Below are 22604 nucleotides of genomic sequence, written 5' to 3' on the forward strand. Positions count from 1 at the left end.
ACGAAGCCCGAGGTCTGCTTGATAGCGGAAAAATCGGCCAACTTGTCCAGGCTTTTTAACAGCTGGGCAGGGCAAAAATCTTTGAACAAGTTGTCAAAATCTCTGCTTTAGGTTTTCCCGATAGTTCGATGTAGCTTGATTGGCAGACACAACATCACTCACTTAACGGAGCAAAAACATGAGCACATTCAAAGCAAAAGACGGCGTTAACCTCTACTACAAAGACTGGGGCAAAGGTCAGCCCGTATTGTTCAGCCACGGTTGGCCGCTGGATGCCGATATGTGGGACAGCCAGCTGAATTTCCTGGCTGAACGTGGCTATCGTGCCATTGCTTTTGACCGTCGCGGCTTTGGTCGCTCAGAGCAGCCTTGGGAAGGTTACGATTACGATACCTTTGCTGATGACATTCATGCGCTGATCGAACATCTGCAGTTAGACGACGTCACGCTGGTGGGCTTCTCAATGGGCGGCGGGGATGTTTCACGCTATATCGGGCGTTATGGCACGGCAAAAGTGAAAGGGCTGGTGCTGCTTGGTGCGGTGACACCGATCTTTGGTAAGACAGATGATCATCCTGAAGGGGTGGAAAAAGCGGTCTTTGACGGCATTAAAGCCGGCTTGTTGAAAGACCGTGCGCAATTTATCAAAGACTTTGCCACTCCGTTCTACGGCGCCAATGCCGGTCAAACTATCTCGGATGGCGTCATGACGCAGACGCTGAATATTGCGTTGTTGGCTTCACTGAAAGGCACTCTGGATTGTGTCACCGCCTTCTCTGAGACAGATTTCCGTGCGGATATTGCCAAAGTGGATGTGCCTACCCTGGTGATCCACGGCAGTAACGACCAGATCGTGCCGTTTGAAGCCACCGGGAAGCTGGTGCATGAGATGATTAAGGGCTCAGAGTTGAAGGTTTACGAGAATGGCCCGCACGGTTTTGCGGTGACGCATCAGGATCAGTTAAACGACGATTTGCTGGCATTTTTGCAGCGTGCATGAAAAAGGTCGCCATCAATGGCGACCTTACAGAACGGATACGTAAGGTGCGCATTTATGCGCACTTTTTTTAATCCGCCAGCAAATGCCCATACATCGACATCAACCGACGCGTCACGCCGTTGGTCCAGCCGAACCCATCCTGCAGCGGATATTCACCGCCGCCACCCGGACGGGCACGATCGCCGCTGATGTCGTATTTCTCCACCAGCTTATGATGCAGTGAATAGAAATTTTTCACCGTGGTGAGCCAGTTAACGGCAATCTCTGTCGCCAGCGTCTCTTCACCGTAATGGTTCAATCCGACAACTGCCATCCACTGTAACGGCGCCCAGCCGTTGGGTTTATCCCACTGTTCACCGCTTTCTACCATCGACGTCACCAGGCCACCCTGGGTCAACAGCAACTGGCGTAACGCCACGGCTTGCAGATGCGCCTGCTCCGGCGTCGCCAGCCCAAGAAACAACGGAACAACCGCAGCAGCCGTAAAGGCACCAAAGCGTTCATCGCGCCAGTTGTAATCACGGTATACACCTGCCGTGCCGTCCCACAGATAACGATGGATGGCTTGTTTGCGCGTATCGGCTTTTTTCTGCCATGCCAGCGCGGTTAACTCTTCGCCTTTGGCATGTGACAGCGTGGAGATCATCAACTCCAGCTTATACAGGAACGCATTGAGATCGACCGGAATAAACTGCGTGGTGCGAATGCTCGCCAGACGATGCGGATCGCGCAGCCAGCGAGACGAATAATCCCAGCCCGAGGCGGCTCCCGCTCGCAAATCGCGGTACACCTCATTAGCCGGTCGGCTGGATTTGCTGGCGGTTTCCACATCCTCCATCCACGACTCATCACGCGGCGTGTCACGATCATCCCAGTAGCGATTAAGCAGCGAACCGTCGGGCATGCGCACCACATGGCGATAAGCCTGGTGCGGCATCAGCTCACCTGCGCCATCCATCCAGAATTGATACTCCTTCATCAACTGGTCGAGATAGCGTTTTGCCCCACGAATCCCGTCTTCCTCGAACAGCTCAACCATCAGAGCAAACACTGGCGGCTGTGAGCGGCTGAGGTAATAGGTACGGTTACCGTTTGGCACATGGCCGTAGTTATCAATCAGCCACGCGAAGTTATCGGCCATGTCGCGCAGCAGATCGTCACGCCCGGCATCAGCGAGGCCGAGCATGCTGAAATAGGAGTCCCAATAATAGGTCTCACCAAAGCGTCCGCCTGGCACCACGTAAGGTCTCGGCAGAGGCAGTAATGAAGAGTGCGGTAAATGCTGCTGCGGCATTTTGGTTAACACCGGCCAGAGTTCATCAATATGTTCCGTCAGCGTTTTGTCCGGATTCGAAACATAGAAGCTCTCATTTACCTGCGGTAAATAAAAATGGTCATGCACAAATTTTTCGAGATCAAATTCTGCCGTGCGTTTACGGCGGCGATAGCGGATTAATATATCCAGCGGATCGAATTTTGGCGCGCAGTCGGGGAAGGTTTTGCCATCCGGAAATATACGCGACATTTGTACATGCTCGAACAACTCCATATAGCGATCGGCAGGCGTCAGCGCATCCGGCGCGGGCAGACCTTCAATCAGCTCCGGCTCCGGTTCTGAATCCTGCATTCCTTCGCGGGTAAATTCGTGGGGATCGTATTGATACTCCAGTTCAGCATCATCGCGTCGATCCTCGAAAGCGTTGCGTTGCTGGTTGAATGTATTAATAGCGGCCTCCTGATAAAGTCCCGGTTGCGTAAAGACCAAATTATATCTTGCTGACAAGGCGTGACAACAATGCAAAATATCTATGAACGTAATAAATCTTGTCGATGGATCGGGTTTTTCGGTGAATTTTCAGGGATTACAACGGACTATATTTCAGGAAATGAAAGCGGTGTTTTAAATGAAGGTTTAAATTAGCGTGCAGAATTATCTGTAAATAAGAAAATCGCCATCACAAGGTTTAAAATCGCCATTTTGATTGATCAATTGATGGCAAACGAGGCGGGGGAGGCGGGCTGTCTGATGCCCTCACCCTGACCCTCTCCCACAAGCGGGAGAGGGGACAGTTAGTTGCGATGTTTAAGTAGAATGCCGGCCTGATAACTCTCTCGATCAATCCCCTCTCCCTGTGGGAGAGGGTCAGGGTGAGGGCATCAAACCCGCACCTCACTTCGCCAACGTCGCCTTAATCACATCCGCAAAGGGCGTGGTCGGGCGGCCAATCAGCTTGCTCAGCGTACGGCTGTCGTCAAACAATCCGCCTTTAGCCGCACCGGCATCGGAATCCGCCAGCAGTTTAGCCAAACCCTCAGGCAAACCTGCACCTTTCAGCGCCGCTTCAAACTCGGCAGGCGGCAGGTTGATGTAATCCACTTGCTCACCAGATTGTTTAGCAATCTCAGCGCTGAATTCAGCCAGCGTGTAGCTGTCGTCGCCAGCCAGTTCGTATACTTTGCCTGCCTGATCGTCACGGCTAATCACCTCTGCTGCTGCAGCGGCATAATCTTCGCGTGATGCAGAAGCGATACGACCTTCGCCCACAGAACCAATAAAGGCGTGATGGACCAAAGCAGGCGCAATGCTGGCGGCGTAGTTTTCGGTGTACCACCCGTTACGCAGCAGGGCGAACGGCACACCGGATGCTTTCAGCAGGGCTTCGGTCGCGCGATGCTCAACGCCTAAGCCAAGTGGTGATGTATCGGCATGCAGCAGGCTGGTGTAAGCGATGAACTTCACGCCCGCCGCTTTCGCTGCATCAATCACGGCTTTGTGCTGCGCTTCACGCTGACCGATTTCGCTAGAGGAGATCAGCAGCACTTTGTCCACGCCGCTAAAAGCACTCAGCAATGTTTCTGGCTTGCTGTAATCCGCGGTACGCAGTGTCACGCCTAATGCCTTCAGGTCTGCGGCTTTCTCAGGGGAACGCACCGCCGCAATCACTTCGCTGGCAGGGACTTTTTTCAGTAACTCGTTAATCACTAAACGGCCAAGCTGGCCAGTGGCACCGGTAATCGCAATCATGATGTTCTCCTTCAGTTTGAGCTGGTATGAAAACAGCGTAGGGGATAAACTAACTTTTAGTAAGTACTTACAGATTTGTTAGTTTGAAGAAGGCTGATTAAATGTCTGAAAAGCTGAGTAAAAAATTTATTCGCGGTGAGTTACTGAACGTCAACTGCCCATCGCGTGATGTACTTAAGCGCATTACCAGCCGTTGGAGCGTATTGGTATTATTAGCGCTGCGCGAAGAAACGCTGCGTTTTAGTGAGTTGCGCCGCAAGATTGGTGGCGTGAGTGAACGCATGCTGGCGCAAACGCTGCGTTATATGGAAGAGGACGGATTTATTGAGCGCATGGCTTATGAGGTGGTGCCCCCACACGTGGAATATCGTCTGACGCCGCTGGGTCATGAGGTCGAGGGCCATGTGATTGGCCTTGCCGACTGGCTGGAGAGCAATGTACATCGAATTGTGAAAGAAAACGCGGAGTAGCGGCGTAATGTTGGTCATTTAAGAACTCAGGCTGCTTATTGATAAGTGGCCTGTCTTTTCAGTGCGGGCTCTGCCGCCACTACTGCCCCCTCTGGGCCGTCCTCGCGCCGCTGAAGCGGTGCCTTCGACTTCCACGTCGTGCCGGACGGACCGTTCGCGGATGACCATCCATGGTCGGCCGCGAACTGCCCCACGCCTCCCCGCGTGGGGCTCCTGGCCCAACGTAAAAGTCTCAGCGCTGCGGATAACCCTGAGGGGGCTCCAGACGGCGTTATCATCAGTCGCTTAACTAACAAGCATTAAATATAGCGGCGCGATTTATCGCATTTTGATCAGCAACATCGCTGCTTAACGAATACTTGATATATCAAGCCGCTACACATACGTCACCCGTGCAAATACTTCTCAAACCAACCCAACGTCCGGCTCCACGCCAGCTCGGCTGCGGCTTTGTCATAGCGCGGGGTCGAGTCATTATGAAAGCCGTGATTCACACCCGGATAAACATAGGCTTCATAAGTTTTATGGTTAGCCTTTAGCGCCGCTTCGTACGCTGGCCAACCCTCATTGATGCCCTTATCTAAAGCCGCGTAGTGCAAAAGCAGCGGGGCATTAATGCGCGGCACATCCTCGGCTTTGGGCTGGCGGCCATAAAAGGGCACGGCACAGGCCAGTTCGGGGAATGCTACGGCCGCCGCGTTGGCGACACCGCCACCGTAACAGAACCCGGTGATGCCGACTTTGCCGGTGCCTTCTTCGTGATGCATCAGAAAATCGACAGCGGCAAAAAAATCATTCATCAGCTTAGTGGGATCGACTTTCGCCTGCAGGGCGCGGCCTTCTTCGTCATTGCCGGGGTAGCCGCCCACTGAACTCAGGCCATCCGGTGCCAGCGCGATATAACCGGCTTTTGCCACGCGGCGTGCGACATCCTCAATATAAGGGTTCAACCCGCGATTTTCGTGCACCACCACCACGGCACCCACTTTGCCGGTGGCGTTGGCGGGGCGCACCAGATAGCCACGCACTTCACCGTGCCCCTGCGGCGAGGGGTAGTGAATGTATTCGGGTTTGATAGTGGGATCGGTGAACTCCACCTGCTGCGCCAGCGCATAGTTGGGGCTCATGGCGCTGAGTAACGTGGCACCGGTCATACCGGCAATGGTGAATTTAGCGGCAAGCGTGATGAACTCGCGTTTGCTGATCTTGCCGTGCGCGTAGTAGTCGTACAACTCAAGCAGTTCCTGGGGAAAATCCTGTGCGGTAAGACGGGTCATAACCTCTCCTTCGCTGATTAACCGTTTGCTTTGCTGCTTTAAAAAAGCACAGCGGGTTAACACTTGCAAATAGCTTGCCGCAAAGGGTTAAGGCATAACGTGAAGGTATTACCGTTTCGTATGGTGGCGAGCGTACTACGGAGGCGTAGGTCATGGTTTCCTGGTGCACAATAATGCATACGCTACGCGGCGATCTCAGGCAAAACCCTAATTTTTGACGGGCATTTCACATTTTAAACGCGCCCAATTTGACCATTAAACATTAGTCACCTAAGCAATTAATGCTTTTCCCGCTGCGTTACCTTTACTCTTCCTTACGTTAGTAATACGTTTTTGTTATATTTATGTGACGAATCGCGCAAATCCTTCACCTTTATCACTCGATCAAAAAAATCATGCTCAGCCTGAATCTAAAAAAACAGTACATCAACGATCTGGTGGACTGGATAGAGGCAAATCTGACCGATGAGCTTAATATCGATCTGATTACCCTGAAATCTGGTTACTCCAAATGGCACATGCAGCGCATGTTCAAAGAGATGACCGGCCAGACACTGGCGTCCTATACGCGTAAACGTCGCCTGACCATGTCAGCGATGGCGCTGAAATTGACCAGTATGCCGCTCATTGATATTGCCGTGCGCTTTGGCTTTGATAACCAACAAAATTTCACCCGGGTGTTCAAAAGCCACTTCTCCATGACGCCTGGCGCCTATCGTCGCATTCCAGAAATGCTGATGAAGGATTTCCACAGCCGCATCTCCACCCAGCGTTCATGGGTCAATGCACGTCTGGCCGAGAAGCCTGAGCTGCAGCTGTGTGGTGAAGTGATCGAGTGGGAGTGCCGCTTTGGCGAATACATCGACCATCACAACCAAGTCGTGGCGCAACATACGCGCGATTTTGTCTCCTTTGCCGGTAAGCACGTCAGCCGGGGTTGGTTAGGCTTCCAGTTCAGCCCAGGCGTCAATTCTGCCGATCAGCAGCACATCAGTCTGTTCCAGGCGCTGGAAAGTCAGTATGCCGATGTACTGCCGCGCAACGTGCAGAACTGGACCGGGGAAAGCGGGTTGTATGCGGAGATTGACTGGCACGGTACGCCGGAAGAGATCAACGCCTTTACGGCTGAGATCTACTACAACCATCTGCCTGCGTTAGGTGTGGCCCGTCGTGCAGGCAAAGACCTGCTTAAGCTGGATCTGAAATACAGCACACCTGATCTGCTGCAAGGCACGTTCTACATTCCAGTCTCGATCTGTTAATGCATAAATCGTGCGGTTTACTGTGACTAACCGCACGATTTTATAAAATCATTGCCGTAACTGGCGTAAAATCCTTCATTGAAACCTGATTGGCCGCGTAAAACTCCAGCCGCCTCACATCAGGCTGGATAATCACCTGCATTCCCGGTTCGCTCCGAACCTTAAAGTGAAAAAGAAAAAATTATGCGACTTCTACCGTTGTTTCTCATGACAGCGCTTGTGGCGTTTTCCTCGCTGGCAAGTGCACAGATGGCTGAGCCATTCTCACCGCCAGGCGGGCTGCATCCGCACCAATCACACTGCCAGCAGCACGAAATCGTGGGCGATAACCCACTGCCGCAGCACACTCAGGAAGATAACAGTTTCGTTAACTGCACCAACCATCAAGCCTGATCCCTGCCCGATTTAAGTTACCTATCTCTGCACCCCAATCTCTGTAGGGTGCGGCTATAAGGCCGCGCGCCAAGGCTCGCCCCTACGACGCATATAGATGCGCTACTCCACCCAATAGCATTTCGGTAGCCATCAATGGCAACCCTACGACTTTCGTGCATGGTTTTCGTAGGGTACGCATTCATGCGCACTGGGATTTAGCATTTTTCGGCATTGCGCTGAAGATATATCATAACTATTCTAACGCCTGTCAGATGAGAATGATTTTCGATAACATTTGATTCATGCGCGGACTTCTGACGTCCGGTACGGGGCAAAATTATGGATAAACAATCAGCATCGGCCAGCAGTGCGCTGGCAAACTCATACCACTCAATTTCATTGGCAGCGGCGCGAGTGGTGATTAATGCCGCCTTTGAGGCTGCCGCTGAGTATGGCTGGCATATCAGTGTGGCAGTGGTGGATCGTGCGGGCGAAATCGTGAGTCTGGATCGCAGCGACAAGGCTATAGGCATCAGTCCCACCGTTGCACTGGGTAAGGCGCGTACAGCAGCACTACTGCGCGCGCCATCGAAGGAGTTTGAGACGTTTATTAATGCAGGCAGCCCCAGTTTTCTGGCCACGCCCGGTGTGACACCGCTGGAAGGCGGTATTCCACTCTGGCTGAACGGCGAAGTCGTGGGTGCAGTAGGCGTGAGTGGGGCGCATGGTGCCAATGACTCACAGGTTGCGGAAACGGCTGCCGAAGCGCTGGCGGTATTGTAAGGACACAACAATGGCAAGTTTGCAGAATAAGCATCTGGTGGTATTTGGCGGCAGCTCTGGCATTGGGTTAAAGGTGGCACAGCAAGCAGCAGCACTTGGCGCCGAATTTACGCTGGTTGGTCGGAATGAAGAGCGTTTGCAACAAGCGCAGTCGCTGTTGCTTGAACAGGGCGAGAACGTGTCGATCCTGGCAGTGGATGCGCATGACCACGCGGCGTTGCGTGAGGCCTTTGGGCAGATCAAGCCCTTCGACCACCTGGTTTCAATGGTGGGTGATGCGATGGGGGGCGGTTTTCTCAATGCTGACATGTCGCTGATTGAGAAAGTCATTCACTCCAAATTTCTGACGAATGTATTGATTGGCAAACTGGCGGCCGAGAAGATCCGCGAGGGGGGATCGATAACCTTTACGGCGGGCACGGGTGGGCGGGCGCAGAATGCCTGTGCCAGCTATGTCGGCAATCAGGGCATCGTTTCGCTGGCACAAGGTTTGGCAGCGGAACTGGCACCGAAAGCGCGTGTAAACTGTGTTGCACCGACTTGGACAGTCACGCCATTCTGGCGACATCAGGATGAAGAGCAGGTTGAGCAAACGCGTCAGCACTTTGCTGAGATTATCCCGCTGAAGCGCACGGCAGAAATTGATGAACTCGCCAGCGCATACCTCTTTCTCATCCAAAACGACTTTATCACTGGACAACAAATTGCGGTGGACGGCGGCATTATGCTGAGCTGATCCACAGGAGATGACACTTGCGAAACACCACTAACGATCGTGCGCCGCAGCGCGTACGCAATGAATTGCGTTTTCGTCATATCACCGTGGCGAGTAAAACCTTAATCGCCGGCGTTTTCTGGCGTATCGAATTTACCGGCAGCGATCTGGCGGGCTTTAACTCGCCATCGTATGACGATCACATCAAGGTGTTTTTCCCGGAAAACGCGGGCAGTGCGCTGGCTCTGCCGCAGATGACCGAGGAAGGCATTGTCTGGCCGGGCGGGGTGCGTCCTACCGCGCGTGATTACACCCCGCTGACCTTTAACGGCGTTGATACGCTGACGCTCGACTTCTACATCCATGATGGCGGCGTGGCCAGCAGTTGGGCCAATGATGCTAAACCGGGTGACCAAATCGCCATGGGCGGTCCTCGGGGTTCCTGCGTGGTACCGGTCGATTACGCCTGCCAGATTTATGTCTGCGATGAAACCGGTCTGCCCGCGTTCAAGCGCCGTTATGCTGAAATGCAGGCGCAGCAGATTCATCTGCTGGCGTTTGCCGATGAAAACACCGGACGTGATTACCTGGGAGACTTGCCAAACGTGCAGGTGACCTGGTTAGGCAGCGGTACGATGCAGGTGGATAATTTGGGCCCGTTGATTGCGCAACTGGATAAGATCTCGCTGCCAGCAGAAGAGTATTTTATCTGGCTGACCGGTGAAGGTGAGGCGGTGAAGCTGCTTAGCGACTACTTCACGCAGCGTCGTGGTGCTCATACCGACTTCGTGCGTGCAGTGGCTTACTGGCATCAGAAATAACTGACTTCACCGCGCCCGCTGCCGCCTGTGTTGAATTTTGCCAGGCGGCAGACTACTATCAACCTCCCTTAATTGACCTCAGGGAAGGCAATGAAACATCAGCGGGATTTTCCATGGCAGTCCGAAAATGCACAGCGTGCAATCTGTGCAGGTGCGCGTAAAAAGCGACGAGAAAGGATGCTGGACGCCAGTGATATCCGTTTATTGATGTTGCACTTCCTGGCGAACGGATCGGCACATGGCTATGAGCTGATCAAGTCGGTTGAAGAGCTGTCGAAAGGGGAGTACTCGCCAAGCCCAGGCATTATCTATCCCAACTTAACGCTTCTGGAAGAGATGGATGCTATCCGCGTCGTGGATGCCCATGCGTCTCGTAAAGCCTATGCGCTTAACAACGGTGGTCGGGCATTATTAGCCGAGAATGTCGACAATGTTGCGACTATTATTGAGCGCCTGACTTCGTTAGCCATTCTGGTGAATAATCGCAGTATTCCGAAAATGGAACAGGCCATCCATAATATTCGACATACCTTGAATCATCGTCTGGCGCAGGAAGATATTTCGCCTGAAGCGCTTGAGGTGGTGATTAATGCGTTGAACGAAGCCACCGAAAAAATCGCCAATAGTTAACAGCATAACAGCGCGATTTATCGCGCTTTTTTTATTCTTTCATGTGTTAATTTTTCTGTTTTAAATTAATAAAAATAAAACAACTCAACATGAATTATTACAGCCATACCAAAAAGGTTTAGCTGATAAATATAAACGGTAGTTTCCCCCCTTTTTATTTAGCGCTACTTTTTCTCCATTGCAGTTAACGCGTTTATGGAGAGAAATATGTCTGAAACCAAAACCCCAGCCGTACACGATCTGCGCTCGGCGATTGCCTTACTGACCGGCATCAAAGGTGAGTTTGTCAGCACTGATACTGAAGTCGATCCCCACGCTGAGCTTTCGGGTGTTTATCGCTATGTCGGGGCGGGTGGCACTTGCGAACGTCCTACGCGCAAAGGCCCGGCGATGATGTTCAATAAGGTGAAAGGCTTCCCGGATGTGCGGGTGGTAACCGGATTGATGTCAACGCGTGAGCGTGTCGGCCATCTGCTTAACTGTCCGCCAGAAAAACTCGGCTTCCTGCTGAAAGATTCGGTTCATCATGCCATCGCGCCAGTGGTGACCAGCACCAAACCGGCTTGTCAGGAAGTGGTGCACTACGCCGAAGATCCTGGCTTTGATCTGCGTACTTTGTTACCTGCACCGACCAACACCGAAGAGGATGCTGGTCCGTATTTCACCATGGGCATGTGCTACGCCTCCGATCCTGACACCCATGAATCCGATATCACCATTCATCGCCTGTGCATTCAAAGCCGTGACGAACTCTCAATGTGGTTAACGCCTGGCCGCCACATTGATGCTTTCCGTGAAAAAGCCGAGCAGGCCGGGAAGCCACTGCCAATCTCCATCAGTATCGGTGTCGATCCCGCGATTGAGATCGCCGCCTGCTTTGAACCGCCCACCACGCCTCTTGGCTTCAACGAACTCAGCATTGCCGGTGCGCTGCGCGGTTATCCGGTTCAACTGGCCCCTTGCGTTAGCATCAACGAAAAAGCCATTGCTCATGCGGAGATCGTGATTGAAGGTGAACTACTGCCAAACGTGCGTGTACGGGAGGATCAGAACACCAATACCGGCAAAGCGATGCCGGAATTTCCGGGCTATACCGGCGAAGCCAAAGCCGAGTTACCGGTGATCAAAGTGAAAGCCGTGACCCACCGTAAACACCCGATCCTGCAAACCACGCTTGGCCCCAGTGGTGAACACGTCAGCATGGCGGGTATTCCAACTGAAGCCAGCATTCTCGATATGCTGGATCGTGCAATGCCTGGCAGGGTGTTGAACGTCAATGCGCACACTTCCGGCGGTGGCAAGCTGTTGGCGGTGATCCAGTTCAAAAAGTCATCGGCGGTGGATGAAGGGCGTCAGCGTCAGGCAGCCCTGATCGCTTTTGCCGCTTTCTCTGAACTCAAGCATGTGATCCTGGTGGATGACGATGTGGATGTGTTCGACACCGACGACATTCTGTGGGCAATGCAAACTCGCTATCAAGGCGATGTCGACACCCTCACCATTCCTGGCGTACGCTGCCATCCGCTCGATCCTTCCCAGGTGCCAGAGTACAGCGCGAGCATCAGCCAGCAGGGTGTGACCTGCAAAACCATTTTTGACTGCACCGTGCCGTGGCATATGAAAGCGCATTTCGAACGTTCGAAGTTCAAAGAAGTCGATGTGAAACGTTTTCTACCCGATTTTGAGTAAGTGAGGTGGCAGTGAGCAGAAGGCGGATTATCGTCGGCATCAGCGGCGCGTCAGGGTTTCAGTACGGCATGAAGGCGTTGCATCTGCTGCGCGATCAAGATGTCGAGGTGCATCTGGTGGTGACCAAGGGCGCAGAAGTGACACGCTCAATGGAAACCCACTGGCAACGGCAGGATGTGGTGGATTTAGCCGATGAGGTTCACAGCATCAGCAACCTGGGGGCTTCTATCTCCAGCGGATCTTTCAAGACTCTCGGGATGTTGATTGCGCCCTGCTCAATGAACTCGTTGGCCTCGATTGCTCATGGGCTGACCAGTAATCTACTGACGCGTGCAGCTGATGTGATTCTCAAAGAACGGCGTCGGTTGGTACTGATGGTGCGTGAAACGCCGCTCAATCTGGCACACATCCGCAATATGCAGGCGGTGACCGAGATGGGCGGCATTATCTACCCTCCGGTTCCCGCCTTCTATCAGCAGCCGCAGTCGGTGGATGAGATGGTGCATCACAGTGTGGCGCGCGCCCTTGATCTGTTCGATCTCGACGTGGGCAATCTCAAACGCTGGGGTGAAAATAACAACAATAAGTAAGGAGAAAATTATGGTAGTGGGACCCTTTGTCAACGGCAGTGCCGTGCTGATTGGCGGGCTGGTGGGCGCTTTTCTCGGCACCAAAGTGCCTGAAAGGCTGCGCGTCGCGTTGCCAATGACCTTCGGCCTGTCGTCGATGGGCCTCGGAATTGTGCTGATCGGTAAGATCCACAGTATGCCTGCGGTGATCCTGGCGCTGATCCTCGGAGCCGCCATCGGTGAACTGGTTTATCTGGAGGAGAAGATTGGCCGGTTGGGAAATCTGGCGAAAGGGCTGGTGAGCCGCTTTCAAAGCCAGCCCGCCGAAGGCGGCCTGAGCGGTGAAGCGTTCACCGAGAAGTATGTGGCGATCATGGTGCTGTTCTGTGCCAGTGGTACCGGCATTATTGGTGCCATGACCGAAGGCATGACGCACGATGCCAACATCCTGCTGGTGAAATCGATCATGGATATCTTCACGGCGGCGATTTTTGCCACGCTGCTGGGGTATGCGGTGGCGGTTATTGCTGTGCCACAGTTGCTGGTACAACTGGTGCTGGCTTCAGCTGCTGTGCTGATTATGCCGCACACCACGGTACCGATGATGAGCGACTTCACGGCGGCTGGCGGGTTTGTAATGCTGGCAGCAGGCTTCCGTATCGCGGGGATTAAATCCTTCCCGGTGGCCAACATGTTACCGGCGTTGGTGCTGGTGATGCCGGTGAGTCATTTGTGGAGCAGTTATATCCACTAAGCTTGCGTTCAGCGCGGTTGGATCGATTTTGACCATGTTAAAATAAGCGCGAATAAGGCGTGGAGGCACCATGGATCTGAAACGATTGCACTATTTTTGCACGATAGCGGAACAGGGCTCGATCAGTAAAGCCGCGAAGCTATTGAACATCGCACAACCGCCGTTGGGAAAGCGCCTGCAGGAGCTGGAAGAGGAGATCGGTTCTCCCTTATTTACCCGCACATCGCGCGCCATGGTGTTGACTGAGGCGGGCAGTTTTCTCTATCGTCGCGCCTGCGATATTCTCAGCCAGGTCAACAGTTTGCAGCGACAGACAGTGACCATCGCCACACGTAAACAGCGCCGCGTTACAATCGGTATCTCCTACCTCTATCTGCGCTACTTCACGCCGATCCTGATGGATTATTACCAAAACCGCCCCGAATGGGACATCAACGTCGTGGTATCTGATTCCAGTCATCTGGAAGCAATGCTGATCGATCACAGTGTGGATATCGCTCTGATGCAGATACCTCAAGACCGTCAACCCTGGTTTGTACGCGAGTTGCAACCTATCGATACAATTACCGTGGTTTCAGCACATTACAGCGCCATGCTGGCGGGAAAAACCCTCAATTTCGCCGATCTCAGCGGTATTCCACTGATTTTATTACACCGTATTGGCGGCGAGGGTACCTATGAAATGCTGCGCAATAAGCTGTTCAGCAGTCTGAGTCAGGTCAATATCAGCATCAAGGTGTCGGAACCCCGGCTGGTGCTGGAGATGATGGAGCAGGGGTTTGAAGGAGCGGCGTTTATGCCACGCTCAGAGTTTGTGCCCAGCCAGCAAGGTAAATACATGGTATGCCCGTTAGCGGAGTCATTTGCCATCTATCATCCCGCCATTGTGACGCTGAGTACTGCGCAGGATCGTCTGTTATGGCCGCAGAAACATGAGGCAGAGGGCTAATTTGTAGGGTCGCCATTAATGGCGACCCTACAAATGTATGGTGCGGAATGTTGTGGGCGCATTCACGCGCACCTCGATTAGCCAGGCTTCTTCTTATCCACATGCCCCAGCTCGCGGTCGGGCCAGCAGAAATCGCGCACGCGCTGCTTCAGCGCCGCCGCATCCGGGAATCCGCCTTCCTGCTTACGCTCCCAAATCACCTGACCATCGATACTGATTTCAAACACACCACCAGTACCCGGTTTTAACGTCACTGCGCTTAAGTCTTCAGCAAAAGTATGTAACAACTCCTGCGCCATCCACGCCGATCGCAGCAGCCAGTTGCACTGAGTGCAGTAGTAAATGGTCACAGCCGGTTTTTGCGACATAACATGCCTCTTCTTAATTATTGATTATAAACAAGTTAACAAATTGTGCGGTCTAAGATACATCTTAGTGTAAAGTTTATTGATAATGATTACCAATTGCATTACATTCCTGACGAAATTATTTATTACATAAAATAAGTCCACACATTTTACGGTTTTTTAACGCATATCGCGTTTTTTTGGCGGCAATCCAGTGAGCGAATACTAACAATTAACCAGGTATTTCGCGCATGTCTTCACTCTTTCAGGGAATGACCCAGCAACGTCTGTTTAAAGTTGCCATTTTGTCTTCCGCTATACACGCCGCTTGCAGCTATGCCGCCAGCGACAACACGACACTTGCCCTATCTTCTGATAAAACCACGGCTGCTGAACCCGTTATGACGGTAACTGCGCCGAAACTGGAAAAACAGGCCGGAAGCAAAAGCACCATTACCGCCGCTGATATGCAGCGCGATGGTGGCAACGATTTCGGTACTATCATGCGTTACGAACCGGGCGTCACCGCAACCGGTGCGAGCGGCGGATCTTCAGCGGGTAAAAGCGGCTTCGACCGCGCGGGTTACACTGGCTATAACATCCGTGGTCTGGAGAGCAACCGTGTCGATATCAACGTCGATGGGGTTTCGCTGCCGGATGCCACAGGACGTAGCTATGTCAGCCGCGCCGGTTTAGATACCTTTGGCATTGGCCGTGACTACATCGATCCTTACATGTTTGGTCGCGTGGATATCGATAAAGGCGCCACCTCCGTTGACCAGGCGAATACCGCTATCGGCGGCGCAGTGTCATTCCGTAACAAGACACCAGATGACTACCTGCGCCCAGGCAAAGAAACCTACTTTGGTTATCAGAGTGATTTCGACTCTTCCAACCGTAGCTGGCATAACGGCATCACAGCGGCAGCGGGCGATCAGGAGCTGCGCGGCATCTTTGTTTACAGCCGCCGCGATGGTCAGGAAACGCAGAATAACGATGCCAGCCGTGGCGCTTATCCCGCCAACTGGCACTCTGACGCACTGCTGGGCAGCGTGGTGTGGGAGCCAAATGACGCGCACAAAATTACCGGTACCGCAGACTTCTACCACAAAACCAATCACACCCATTACGACAGCTGGGATACCTCCGGCAATACCGTTTATGGCACCGCGCAGCAGCAGAGCGATACCCGTCGCTTTGGCTTGAGCCTGGCGGACGAATACACGCCGTATAACGATTTCATCGACAGCCTGAATACGCGTATCTATTGGCAGCACACCGAAGCGCATGACAACACTTACATGCCTTCCAGCGCGTCAGCCTATGAAACGGTTTATTCGGACTACAATACCGACAGCTATGGCTTCGAAACGCGTCTGGCGAAAACCCTGGGCCGCCATGAAATCAGTGCGGGCCTGAATGGTCGTCTGGAAGATACCGAACGTCCATTCCGTCAATCGCCAACGCCAAGTACTTTCAGTGTGATCATGCAGCCAGAAGCGGACAGCCGCAGCTACACGCTGGGCGGTTTCGTGCAGGATAAGATCAACTTTGATCTGGATAGCCACAATCTGTCGGTGATCCCTGGCGTGCGCGTTGCGTACCAGAATACCAAACCGCAGAACCTCAGCAGCCTGACCACCGGCAGTACCGTACTGACCGAATCAGAAGTGGAAACGCTGTACGGCTCGGGCAACAGTGATACTCAGGTATTGCCGTCACTGGCATTCCAGTACGAGCTGACGCCAAACCTGATGACCTACCTGCAATACAAGCGTGGCGCGCAGTTCCCGAACGCCAGCCAGCTGTATGGTTCATGGAACCTTGGTTCCAGCTACGCGGGCAGCCAGCAGTACGCGCTGATCGGTAATCCGGATCTGAAAACTGAAACCAGTAACAACTTCGAATGGGGCCTGAAAGGGCAGCCGACTGAAGGCGTGGTAATGAACACGGCGGTTTACTATAACGCCTATAAAAACTTCATTGCATACAACCGTTACATGCGTTCGAGCAACCCGGAGAAATTCACCAACGTTCCGAGCAACATCTACACCACTTATCAGGCAGAGAACCGCGATAAAGCCTATATCTATGGTGCAGAGCTGAGTGGAAAAGTGAACTTCGGTACCTGGTTCGAGGAAGTGCAGGGCCTGAGCGCGCGCTTCGCCTTTAGCTATAACGAAGGTAAATCGAAGTCCAGCTACCTCGGCGACCGCTATGTCGATCTGGAAAGCGTACCACCAATGAAAGCGGTACTGGGTCTGGGTTGGGATGCACCACAGAATGAATACGGTGCAGCAGTTACCGCGACCTTCGTGAAAGGTAAAAAAGCCACCGCGACCAATCGCCAGAGCTATACCAACACCGGAACTGCACTGACGGATTCCACCACCGATTACGAACGTGTGCCAGGCTACGGCATGGTTGATCTGACGGCGTACTGGCAGGTGATGAAGAACGTCAAGCTGAGCGGTGGCGTGTACAACCTGACAGATCGCAAATATTGGGATTACCTGAGCAGCCGCGAAATGACCAGCGATACTGCGCAAGATCGTAATGATATCGCGCTGGCAACTCAGCCAGGCCGCACCTTCCAGCTCGGTGTGAACGTCGACTTCTAATCACTTTTTCGCCCTGCGTTCGCGCAGGGCCTTTTCATGGAGCAAGAGCAATGAACCCACGTTACGATCACTACCTCGCACTGAAAGGCGAACATCCGAAAAAGTATGCCCGCGATCTGGCGGCATTAATGAGCATTGGCGAAGCGCAGCTGTGTGAAGCGCGCGTCGGCCAGGATGCACAAGCGTTAAAAGCGGATTTCCCGGCGTTGCTGAAAGCGCTGGAAGCTGTTGGCGAAACCAAAAGCATCACCCGCAACGAATATGCGGTGCATGAGCAGGTAGGGAAATATGAAAACCTGCATCTCGGCGAACATGCCGGGCTGATTCTTAACCCGCGCGCGCTGGATCAACGTCTGTTCCCGGCACAATGGCACAGCGCTTTCTTCCTTCGTGAGCAGACCGCGCGCGGTGAGCGTCAAAGCATTCAGATCTTTGACCGCCACGCCGATGCGGTGCTGAAAATCTATACCACGGATAATACCGACATGGCGGCATGGGATGCGCTGATCGTCGAATTCAGCGTCGAAGCGGCTGCGCCACTTGATCCGCAACCTGCGGCTGCGCCGGAATACAGCCACGCGATTGATGCCGGAAAAGTGGAAGCCGAATGGCGCGCGATTACCGATGTGCATCAGTTCTTTGGCTTACTGAAGCGTCACAATATCTCTCGTCAGCAGGCGTTCCACGCGGTGCCTGACGATCTGGCGCGCCTTGTGAGCAATGATTCACTGGCCCAGTTGCTGGATCAGGCGCAGCAGGATGGCAATGAAATCATGATCTTTATCGGCAATCGCGGTTGCACGCAGATCTTCACCGGTGCGGTGGAGAAGCTGATGCCGATGGACAACTGGGTCAACATTTTCAACCCAACTTTCACCCTGCATCTGATGGCGGATCACATTGCCGAAAGCTGGGTCACGCGCAAACCAAGCGGTGATGGCTTCGTCACCAGCCTCGAACTCTTCGCTGCTGACGGTACGCAGATCGCACAGCTGTATGGTCAACGCAGCGAAGGCACACCTGAGCAGGCGCGCTGGCGTGAGCAGGTTACCGCGTTAGGAGCCACGGCATGAAACGCTTAACGCTGCTACTGCTGGGTGCGCTGGCACTGCCGACATGGGCCGCTGAGCGGGTGATTTCGATTGGCGGCGACGTCACGCAAATCATTTATGCGCTCGATGGGCAGGCTGATCTGGTGGCACGTGACAGCACCAGCCAGCATCCCGCGCAGGCCAATAAGCTGCCGGATATTGGCTATATGCGCCAACTTAACGCCGAAGGCATTCTGGCGCTAAAACCCACGCTGGTGCTGACCAGTGAACTGGCGAAACCGTCGCTGGTATTGCAGCAGGTTGAGAGCGCGGGCGTGAAAGTGGTGGATGTCACCGGCAAAACCAGCCTTGATGCCATCCCGGAAAAAATCGCCACCATCGGCAAAGCGTTGCATCGTGAAGATGAAGCTAAAGCGCTGATTGAAAAAGTGAATAAGCAGCGTGCGCAGATTCCACAGCAGCCGTTGCCGGTGAAAGTGCTGTTTGTGATGGCGCATGGCGGCATGCGTACCCAGGCGGCAGGAAATCAAACCGGCGCAGATGCCGCCATTCGTAGTGCCGGTCTGGTCAACGCCATGGCCGCTATCCCGCATTATCAGCAACTGTCTCAGGAAGGGGTAGTGGCAGCGGCACCCGATCTGGTGGTGGTGGGTGAAGATGGCCTGCGCACGCTGGGTGGCGAGGATAAAATCTGGTCGCTGCCGGGACTGGCGTTGACGCCTGCGGGTCAGCATCATGCGCTGCTGGTAGTGGACGAGATGGCACTGCTGAGCTTTGGCCTCGACACGCCAGAGACTATCGTTAAGCTGCGCAAAGCCGCCGAAGCGGTAAAGCATGACTAATGCCGCCGTGATGCGCTGGCTGCTATTGATGGGCATCAGCATGGTGGTTTGCATGCTGATGGCCGCCAATTTTGGCGCGATGCCGCTCTCTATGCGCACCTTGTTTCATGCACCGCTCAGTGATATGGCGTGGCAGATCTGGCTCAATATTCGTCTGCCGCGCGTGCTGCTGGCGGTGCTGCTCGGTATGGCGTTGGCGGTATCTGGTGCGGTGATGCAGGGCTTGTTCCGTAATCCGCTGGCCGATCCTGGTTTACTGGGTATCAGCAGTGGAGCCGGTTTGGCGGTGGCCGTGTCGATTGTGGTACCGCTGAGCTTACCGCCGCTGCTGGCGCTGTGGTTACCCTCGATTGCGGCATTTATTGGCAGCCTGATCGTCACGCTACTGATCTTCAGTTTTAGCCGCCTGGCGTTGGGAAATCTGTCACGTTTACTGCTGATTGGTATCGCGATTAATGCCCTGTGCGGTGCGGCAGTTGGGGTGCTTTCCTGGCTCAGTAATGATCAACAGCTGCGCCAGCTGGCGCTGTGGGGCATGGGCAGTTTGAGCGCCGCGCAATGGCCGAGTCTGGCGGTGTGTGCGGTACTGATCCTTCCTGGGCTGATTGCCATCCAGACTCGTGCGCGCCGTCTCAACCTGCTGCAACTTGGCGAAGAAGATGCGCACTACATGGGGATTGATGTGAAGCGCACCCAGCGCGAGCTGCTGGTGCTGAGCGCACTGCTGGTGGGCACGGCGGTGTCGGTCAGCGGAATTATCGGCTTTGTCGGGTTAGTGGTGCCGCACGTGATGCGTTTCTGCGTCGGTAGCGATCATCGCTGGATGTTGCCCGGCTCCGCGTTAGCGGGTGCGATTTTGCTGTTACTGGCGGATACGCTGGCACGTACGGTGGTGATTCCCGCAGAGATGCCGGTGGGTTTACTTACCAGTTTACTGGGTGGTCCGTGGTTTCTCTGGCTGATTCTGCGCCAGCAAAGGGGGATGAATGAGTGATGCGATGCAGGCTCGCGGCCTGCGTTTTAGCCATGGTGCGCGTGCACTGATTGATGATGTCTCCGTCACCTTCGCGCCAGGCGAGATGATCGCCCTGATTGGCCCCAACGGCGCGGGCAAATCCACCTTACTGCGTCTGCTGACCGGGTTTCTGACGCCTGATGCGGGTGAATGTTGGCTGGGCGATCGTCCGTTGAATGAGTGGCCGCGTGAGCCACTGGCGCAACGTCGCGCGGTAATGCGTCAGCAAAACAGTGTGACTTTCCCGCTGCCTGCCGAAGAGGTGGTGGCGATGGGGCGTGCGCCCTGGCCTGCCAGTAAATCCAAAGCGGTGATTGAGGAAGTGATGCAGATAACCGGCAGCCTTGAGCTGGCAAAGCGTGATTATCGCTCGCTCTCGGGTGGGGAGCAGCAGCGCGTACAGCTGGCGCGGGTACTGGCGCAGTTGTGGCACGATGATGGCCCGCGCGGCTGGCTGTTTCTGGATGAGCCGACCTCGGCGCTGGATCTGTTTTGGCAGCAGTACAGTTTACGTCTGCTGCATAAATTGACGCGTAACGGGCGCTTCAGCGTCTGTACCGTGCTGCACGATCTCAATCTGGCTTCGCTGTGGTCCGATCGTATTTTGTTGCTGCACCAGGGCAAGCTGGTGGCGCAGGGCGCGCCGCAAGCGGTGATGACAGAAAGCACGTTAACGCGCTGGTATCAGGCGGACCTGCACGTGGTGATGCCGCAAGAGCAGGGAAGGCCGCAGATTCAGCTGCGGGCGTAATGCATGTCAGTTAAGCGACTGATAATAACGCCGTCTGGAGCCGCACCGGGGCTGGCGGTCCTCGCGCCGCTACGCGGTGCCTTCACTTCACTCGTCTGCCTTAACGGACCGGTGCCGATGTAACATCCATGTTCCAGCGCCACCTTTCGCCCGCGTCCTGCGGGCTCTCCTGGCAGACTCATTCCGTTCAGCGCTGCGGATGCCAGCCCCGGTGCGGCCCCAGCCAGCTCATTAGCTTCAGTGCGGGTTGTCAAAAAGGGCACATTGCCTGAGGCCATGACGCCTCAGCTGCCCCCTCAGGGCTATCCGCAGCGCTGAGACTTTTACGTTGGGCCAGGAGCCCCACGCGGGGAGGCGTGGGGCAGTTCGCGGCCGACCATGGATGGTCATCCGCGAACGGTCCGTCCGGCACGACGTGGAAGTCGAAGGTACCGCTTTAGCGGCGCGAGGACGGCCCAGAGGGGGCAGTAGTGGCGGCAGAGCCCGCACTGAAAAGACAGGCCACTCATTCATCAGCGGCCTGAGTCCTTAAATGACAAGCATTAAGTCATTTATGGCGACCAAAGCGTTAACGGCAATCCACAATCAATCGGCCGCGTACTTCACCTGCCAGCAGCGCTTCGGCACCTTCACGCGCTTCACTCAACGGGATCACTTTGGTTAACTGCTCCAGCAGTGCGCCATCCACCAGCTCTGCCAGCCGCTGCCACGCCTGCTGGCGCAATGGCTTGGCACACATCACGCTATCGACACCGGCCAGCACCACACCGCGCAGAATAAATGGTGCCACGCTGGTAGGCAGATCCAGACCTTGTGCCATGCCGCACGCTGTGACCACGCCATCGCGTTTGATGCCGGCCAGCACATTGGCCAGCGTATGGCTGCCAACGCTATCAATCGCCGCAGCCCAACGCTCTTTCGCCAGCGGTTTACCCGGCGCGCTCAGTTCGCCGCGATCGATAATCGAAGTCGCTCCCAAGGTATCGATCAGGTAATCACTGTCGCTGGCGCGGCCGCTGGAGGCGACGACCTCATAGCCTAAGCGCGACAGCAGGCTGACGCTAAAACTGCCCACACCACCGCTGGCACCCGTCACCAAAACGGGACCGTGCTGCGGCGTGATGCCCTGTTTTTCCAGTGCCAGCACACACAGCATGGCGGTGAAACCGGCGGTGCCAATCGCCATGGTTTGCAGCGGACTCAGTGCCGCCGGGACTTTTACCAGCCAGTCCCCGGAAACGCTGGCCTTCTGCGCCAGACCGCCCCAGTACTTCTCACCCACGCCCCAGCCAGTGAGCAGGGCGACATCATCCGGCTGCCACTCAGGGTGGCGGCTGTTGATCACGCGCCCCACAAAATCGATACCGGGCACCATGGGAAACTGGCGCACAATCGGTCCCTTATTGCAGATGGCGAGTGCGTCTTTGTAGTTGAGTGTGGAGTAGCTGACTTCGAGGGTGACATCCTGATCGGGCAACTGTTTTTCTGAGAGATCCTGCAGGGATGTGCGGTATCCCTGTTCATCATTTTCAATGACCAATGCCTTGAACATGCAGCCTCCGGCTGGTTGAGGAAAGTTACTGGCATCTTACGCCTCTCAAATAAGGGAACAACAGGCTTCTGGTAATACCTTGCATAAATTTTCATAACACAAAGA

Annotated in this window: 23 protein-coding genes; 17 read left to right on the top strand and 6 right to left on the bottom strand. The window is 54.4% G+C overall.

Annotated elements, in window-relative coordinates; translation table 11 throughout:
• Positions 1-178 precede the first annotated feature (178 nt).
• The gene (locus PSSD_RS01670) at positions 179-1000 is read left to right on the top strand and encodes an alpha/beta fold hydrolase (RefSeq protein WP_039327176.1); all 822 of its coding nucleotides are present in this window, start codon (positions 179-181) and stop codon (positions 998-1000) included.
• A gap of 67 nt (positions 1001-1067) precedes the next feature.
• On the opposite strand, the gene treF is transcribed toward PSSD_RS01670, so the two are convergent.
• Together treF and PSSD_RS01680 are read right to left on the bottom strand one after the other, a co-directional pair.
• A complete protein-coding gene (gene treF / locus PSSD_RS01675; RefSeq protein WP_058969158.1) occupies positions 1068-2726 on the bottom strand; it encodes an alpha,alpha-trehalase TreF in 1659 nt (552 codons plus the stop codon).
• Between the two features lie 444 nt (positions 2727-3170).
• A complete protein-coding gene (locus PSSD_RS01680; RefSeq protein ID WP_058969045.1) occupies positions 3171-4025 on the bottom strand; it encodes an SDR family oxidoreductase in 855 nt (284 codons plus the stop codon).
• A 101-nt stretch (positions 4026-4126) separates the two neighbouring features.
• On the opposite strand from PSSD_RS01680, the gene PSSD_RS01685 reads away from it, so the two are divergent.
• Positions 4127-4495 carry a winged helix-turn-helix transcriptional regulator gene (locus PSSD_RS01685; RefSeq protein ID WP_039327183.1) on the top strand — a complete coding sequence of 123 codons (369 nt, stop codon included), beginning with the start codon at positions 4127-4129 and terminating at the stop codon, positions 4493-4495.
• A 386-nt stretch (positions 4496-4881) separates the two neighbouring features.
• Here the strand turns inward: PSSD_RS01685 and yghX are convergent, their stop codons facing one another.
• Entirely contained in the window at positions 4882-5772 is an 891-nt protein-coding gene (yghX, locus tag PSSD_RS01690; RefSeq protein ID WP_058969047.1) for a YghX family hydrolase, read from the bottom strand.
• 395 nt (positions 5773-6167) lie between these two features.
• Here yghX and PSSD_RS01695 point away from each other — a divergent pair, with 395 nt between their 5' ends.
• The 10 genes from PSSD_RS01695 to PSSD_RS01740 all read left to right on the top strand — a co-directional run bounded on the left by PSSD_RS01695 (position 6168) and on the right by PSSD_RS01740 (position 14319).
• Complete coding sequence (locus PSSD_RS01695) at positions 6168-7034, top strand: helix-turn-helix domain-containing protein (RefSeq protein ID WP_039327187.1); 867 nt, start codon at positions 6168-6170, stop codon at positions 7032-7034.
• A gap of 219 nt (positions 7035-7253) precedes the next feature.
• A complete protein-coding gene (locus PSSD_RS01700; RefSeq protein WP_235589171.1) occupies positions 7254-7427 on the top strand; it encodes a hypothetical protein in 174 nt (57 codons plus the stop codon).
• Positions 7428-7748: 321 nt separating this feature from the next.
• Positions 7749-8192, top strand: coding sequence for a GlcG/HbpS family heme-binding protein (locus PSSD_RS01705; protein ID WP_058969050.1), 444 nt, complete (start codon positions 7749-7751; stop codon positions 8190-8192).
• Positions 8193-8202: 10 nt separating this feature from the next.
• A complete protein-coding gene (locus PSSD_RS01710) occupies positions 8203-8928 on the top strand; it encodes an SDR family NAD(P)-dependent oxidoreductase (protein ID WP_058969052.1) in 726 nt (241 codons plus the stop codon).
• A 17-nt stretch (positions 8929-8945) separates the two neighbouring features.
• Entirely contained in the window at positions 8946-9728 is a 783-nt protein-coding gene (locus tag PSSD_RS01715; RefSeq protein ID WP_058969054.1) for a siderophore-interacting protein, read from the top strand.
• A 90-nt stretch (positions 9729-9818) separates the two neighbouring features.
• Complete coding sequence (locus tag PSSD_RS01720; RefSeq protein WP_058969056.1) at positions 9819-10358, top strand: PadR family transcriptional regulator; 540 nt, start codon at positions 9819-9821, stop codon at positions 10356-10358.
• 207 nt (positions 10359-10565) lie between these two features.
• On the top strand, positions 10566-12047 hold the full coding sequence (locus PSSD_RS01725) for a UbiD family decarboxylase (protein ID WP_058969058.1): 1482 nt from the start codon (positions 10566-10568) through the stop codon (positions 12045-12047).
• 11 nt (positions 12048-12058) lie between these two features.
• A complete protein-coding gene (locus PSSD_RS01730; RefSeq protein WP_072214933.1) occupies positions 12059-12637 on the top strand; it encodes a UbiX family flavin prenyltransferase in 579 nt (192 codons plus the stop codon).
• Between the two features lie 10 nt (positions 12638-12647).
• Complete coding sequence (locus tag PSSD_RS01735; protein WP_058969063.1) at positions 12648-13370, top strand: DUF554 domain-containing protein; 723 nt, start codon at positions 12648-12650, stop codon at positions 13368-13370.
• A 70-nt stretch (positions 13371-13440) separates the two neighbouring features.
• Complete coding sequence (locus PSSD_RS01740; RefSeq protein ID WP_058969065.1) at positions 13441-14319, top strand: LysR family transcriptional regulator; 879 nt, start codon at positions 13441-13443, stop codon at positions 14317-14319.
• A 77-nt stretch (positions 14320-14396) separates the two neighbouring features.
• On the opposite strand, the gene PSSD_RS01745 is transcribed toward PSSD_RS01740, so the two are convergent.
• Positions 14397-14687 carry an Rdx family protein gene (locus tag PSSD_RS01745; protein ID WP_058969066.1) on the bottom strand — a complete coding sequence of 97 codons (291 nt, stop codon included), beginning with the start codon at positions 14685-14687 and terminating at the stop codon, positions 14397-14399.
• Positions 14688-14917: 230 nt separating this feature from the next.
• Here PSSD_RS01745 and PSSD_RS01750 point away from each other — a divergent pair, with 230 nt between their 5' ends.
• Genes PSSD_RS01750 through PSSD_RS01770 form a run of 5 tightly spaced genes read left to right on the top strand, consistent with a single transcriptional unit; the run spans position 14918 to position 20947 of the window.
• Positions 14918-17287 (top strand): TonB-dependent hemoglobin/transferrin/lactoferrin family receptor, encoded by a 2370-nt coding sequence (locus PSSD_RS01750; protein ID WP_058969068.1) that lies wholly within the window; start codon positions 14918-14920, stop codon positions 17285-17287.
• A 50-nt stretch (positions 17288-17337) separates the two neighbouring features.
• Positions 17338-18360 (top strand): hemin-degrading factor, encoded by a 1023-nt coding sequence (locus tag PSSD_RS01755; protein WP_058969070.1) that lies wholly within the window; start codon positions 17338-17340, stop codon positions 18358-18360.
• A complete protein-coding gene (locus PSSD_RS01760; RefSeq protein WP_039327223.1) occupies positions 18357-19181 on the top strand; it encodes a heme/hemin ABC transporter substrate-binding protein in 825 nt (274 codons plus the stop codon). The genes PSSD_RS01755 and PSSD_RS01760 overlap by 4 nt, the downstream gene beginning before the upstream one ends.
• A complete protein-coding gene (locus PSSD_RS01765) occupies positions 19174-20175 on the top strand; it encodes a FecCD family ABC transporter permease (RefSeq protein WP_058969072.1) in 1002 nt (333 codons plus the stop codon). The genes PSSD_RS01760 and PSSD_RS01765 overlap by 8 nt, the downstream gene beginning before the upstream one ends.
• Positions 20168-20947 (top strand): heme ABC transporter ATP-binding protein, encoded by a 780-nt coding sequence (locus PSSD_RS01770; RefSeq protein WP_058969074.1) that lies wholly within the window; start codon positions 20168-20170, stop codon positions 20945-20947. Before PSSD_RS01765 ends, PSSD_RS01770 begins: the two co-directional genes overlap by 8 nt.
• Here PSSD_RS01770 and PSSD_RS01775 read toward each other — a convergent pair.
• Positions 20932-21201, bottom strand: coding sequence for a hypothetical protein (locus PSSD_RS01775; protein ID WP_235589172.1), 270 nt, complete (start codon positions 21199-21201; stop codon positions 20932-20934). The genes PSSD_RS01770 and PSSD_RS01775 overlap by 16 nt on opposite strands.
• Before the next feature lie 314 nt (positions 21202-21515).
• A complete protein-coding gene (gene acuI, locus PSSD_RS01780; RefSeq protein WP_058969079.1) occupies positions 21516-22499 on the bottom strand; it encodes an acrylyl-CoA reductase (NADPH) in 984 nt (327 codons plus the stop codon).
• Positions 22500-22604 lie beyond the last annotated feature (105 nt).

The organism is Type-D symbiont of Plautia stali (assembly GCF_001485335.1).
Classification (GTDB): Bacteria; Pseudomonadota; Gammaproteobacteria; order Enterobacterales; family Enterobacteriaceae; genus Pantoea; species Pantoea vagans_C.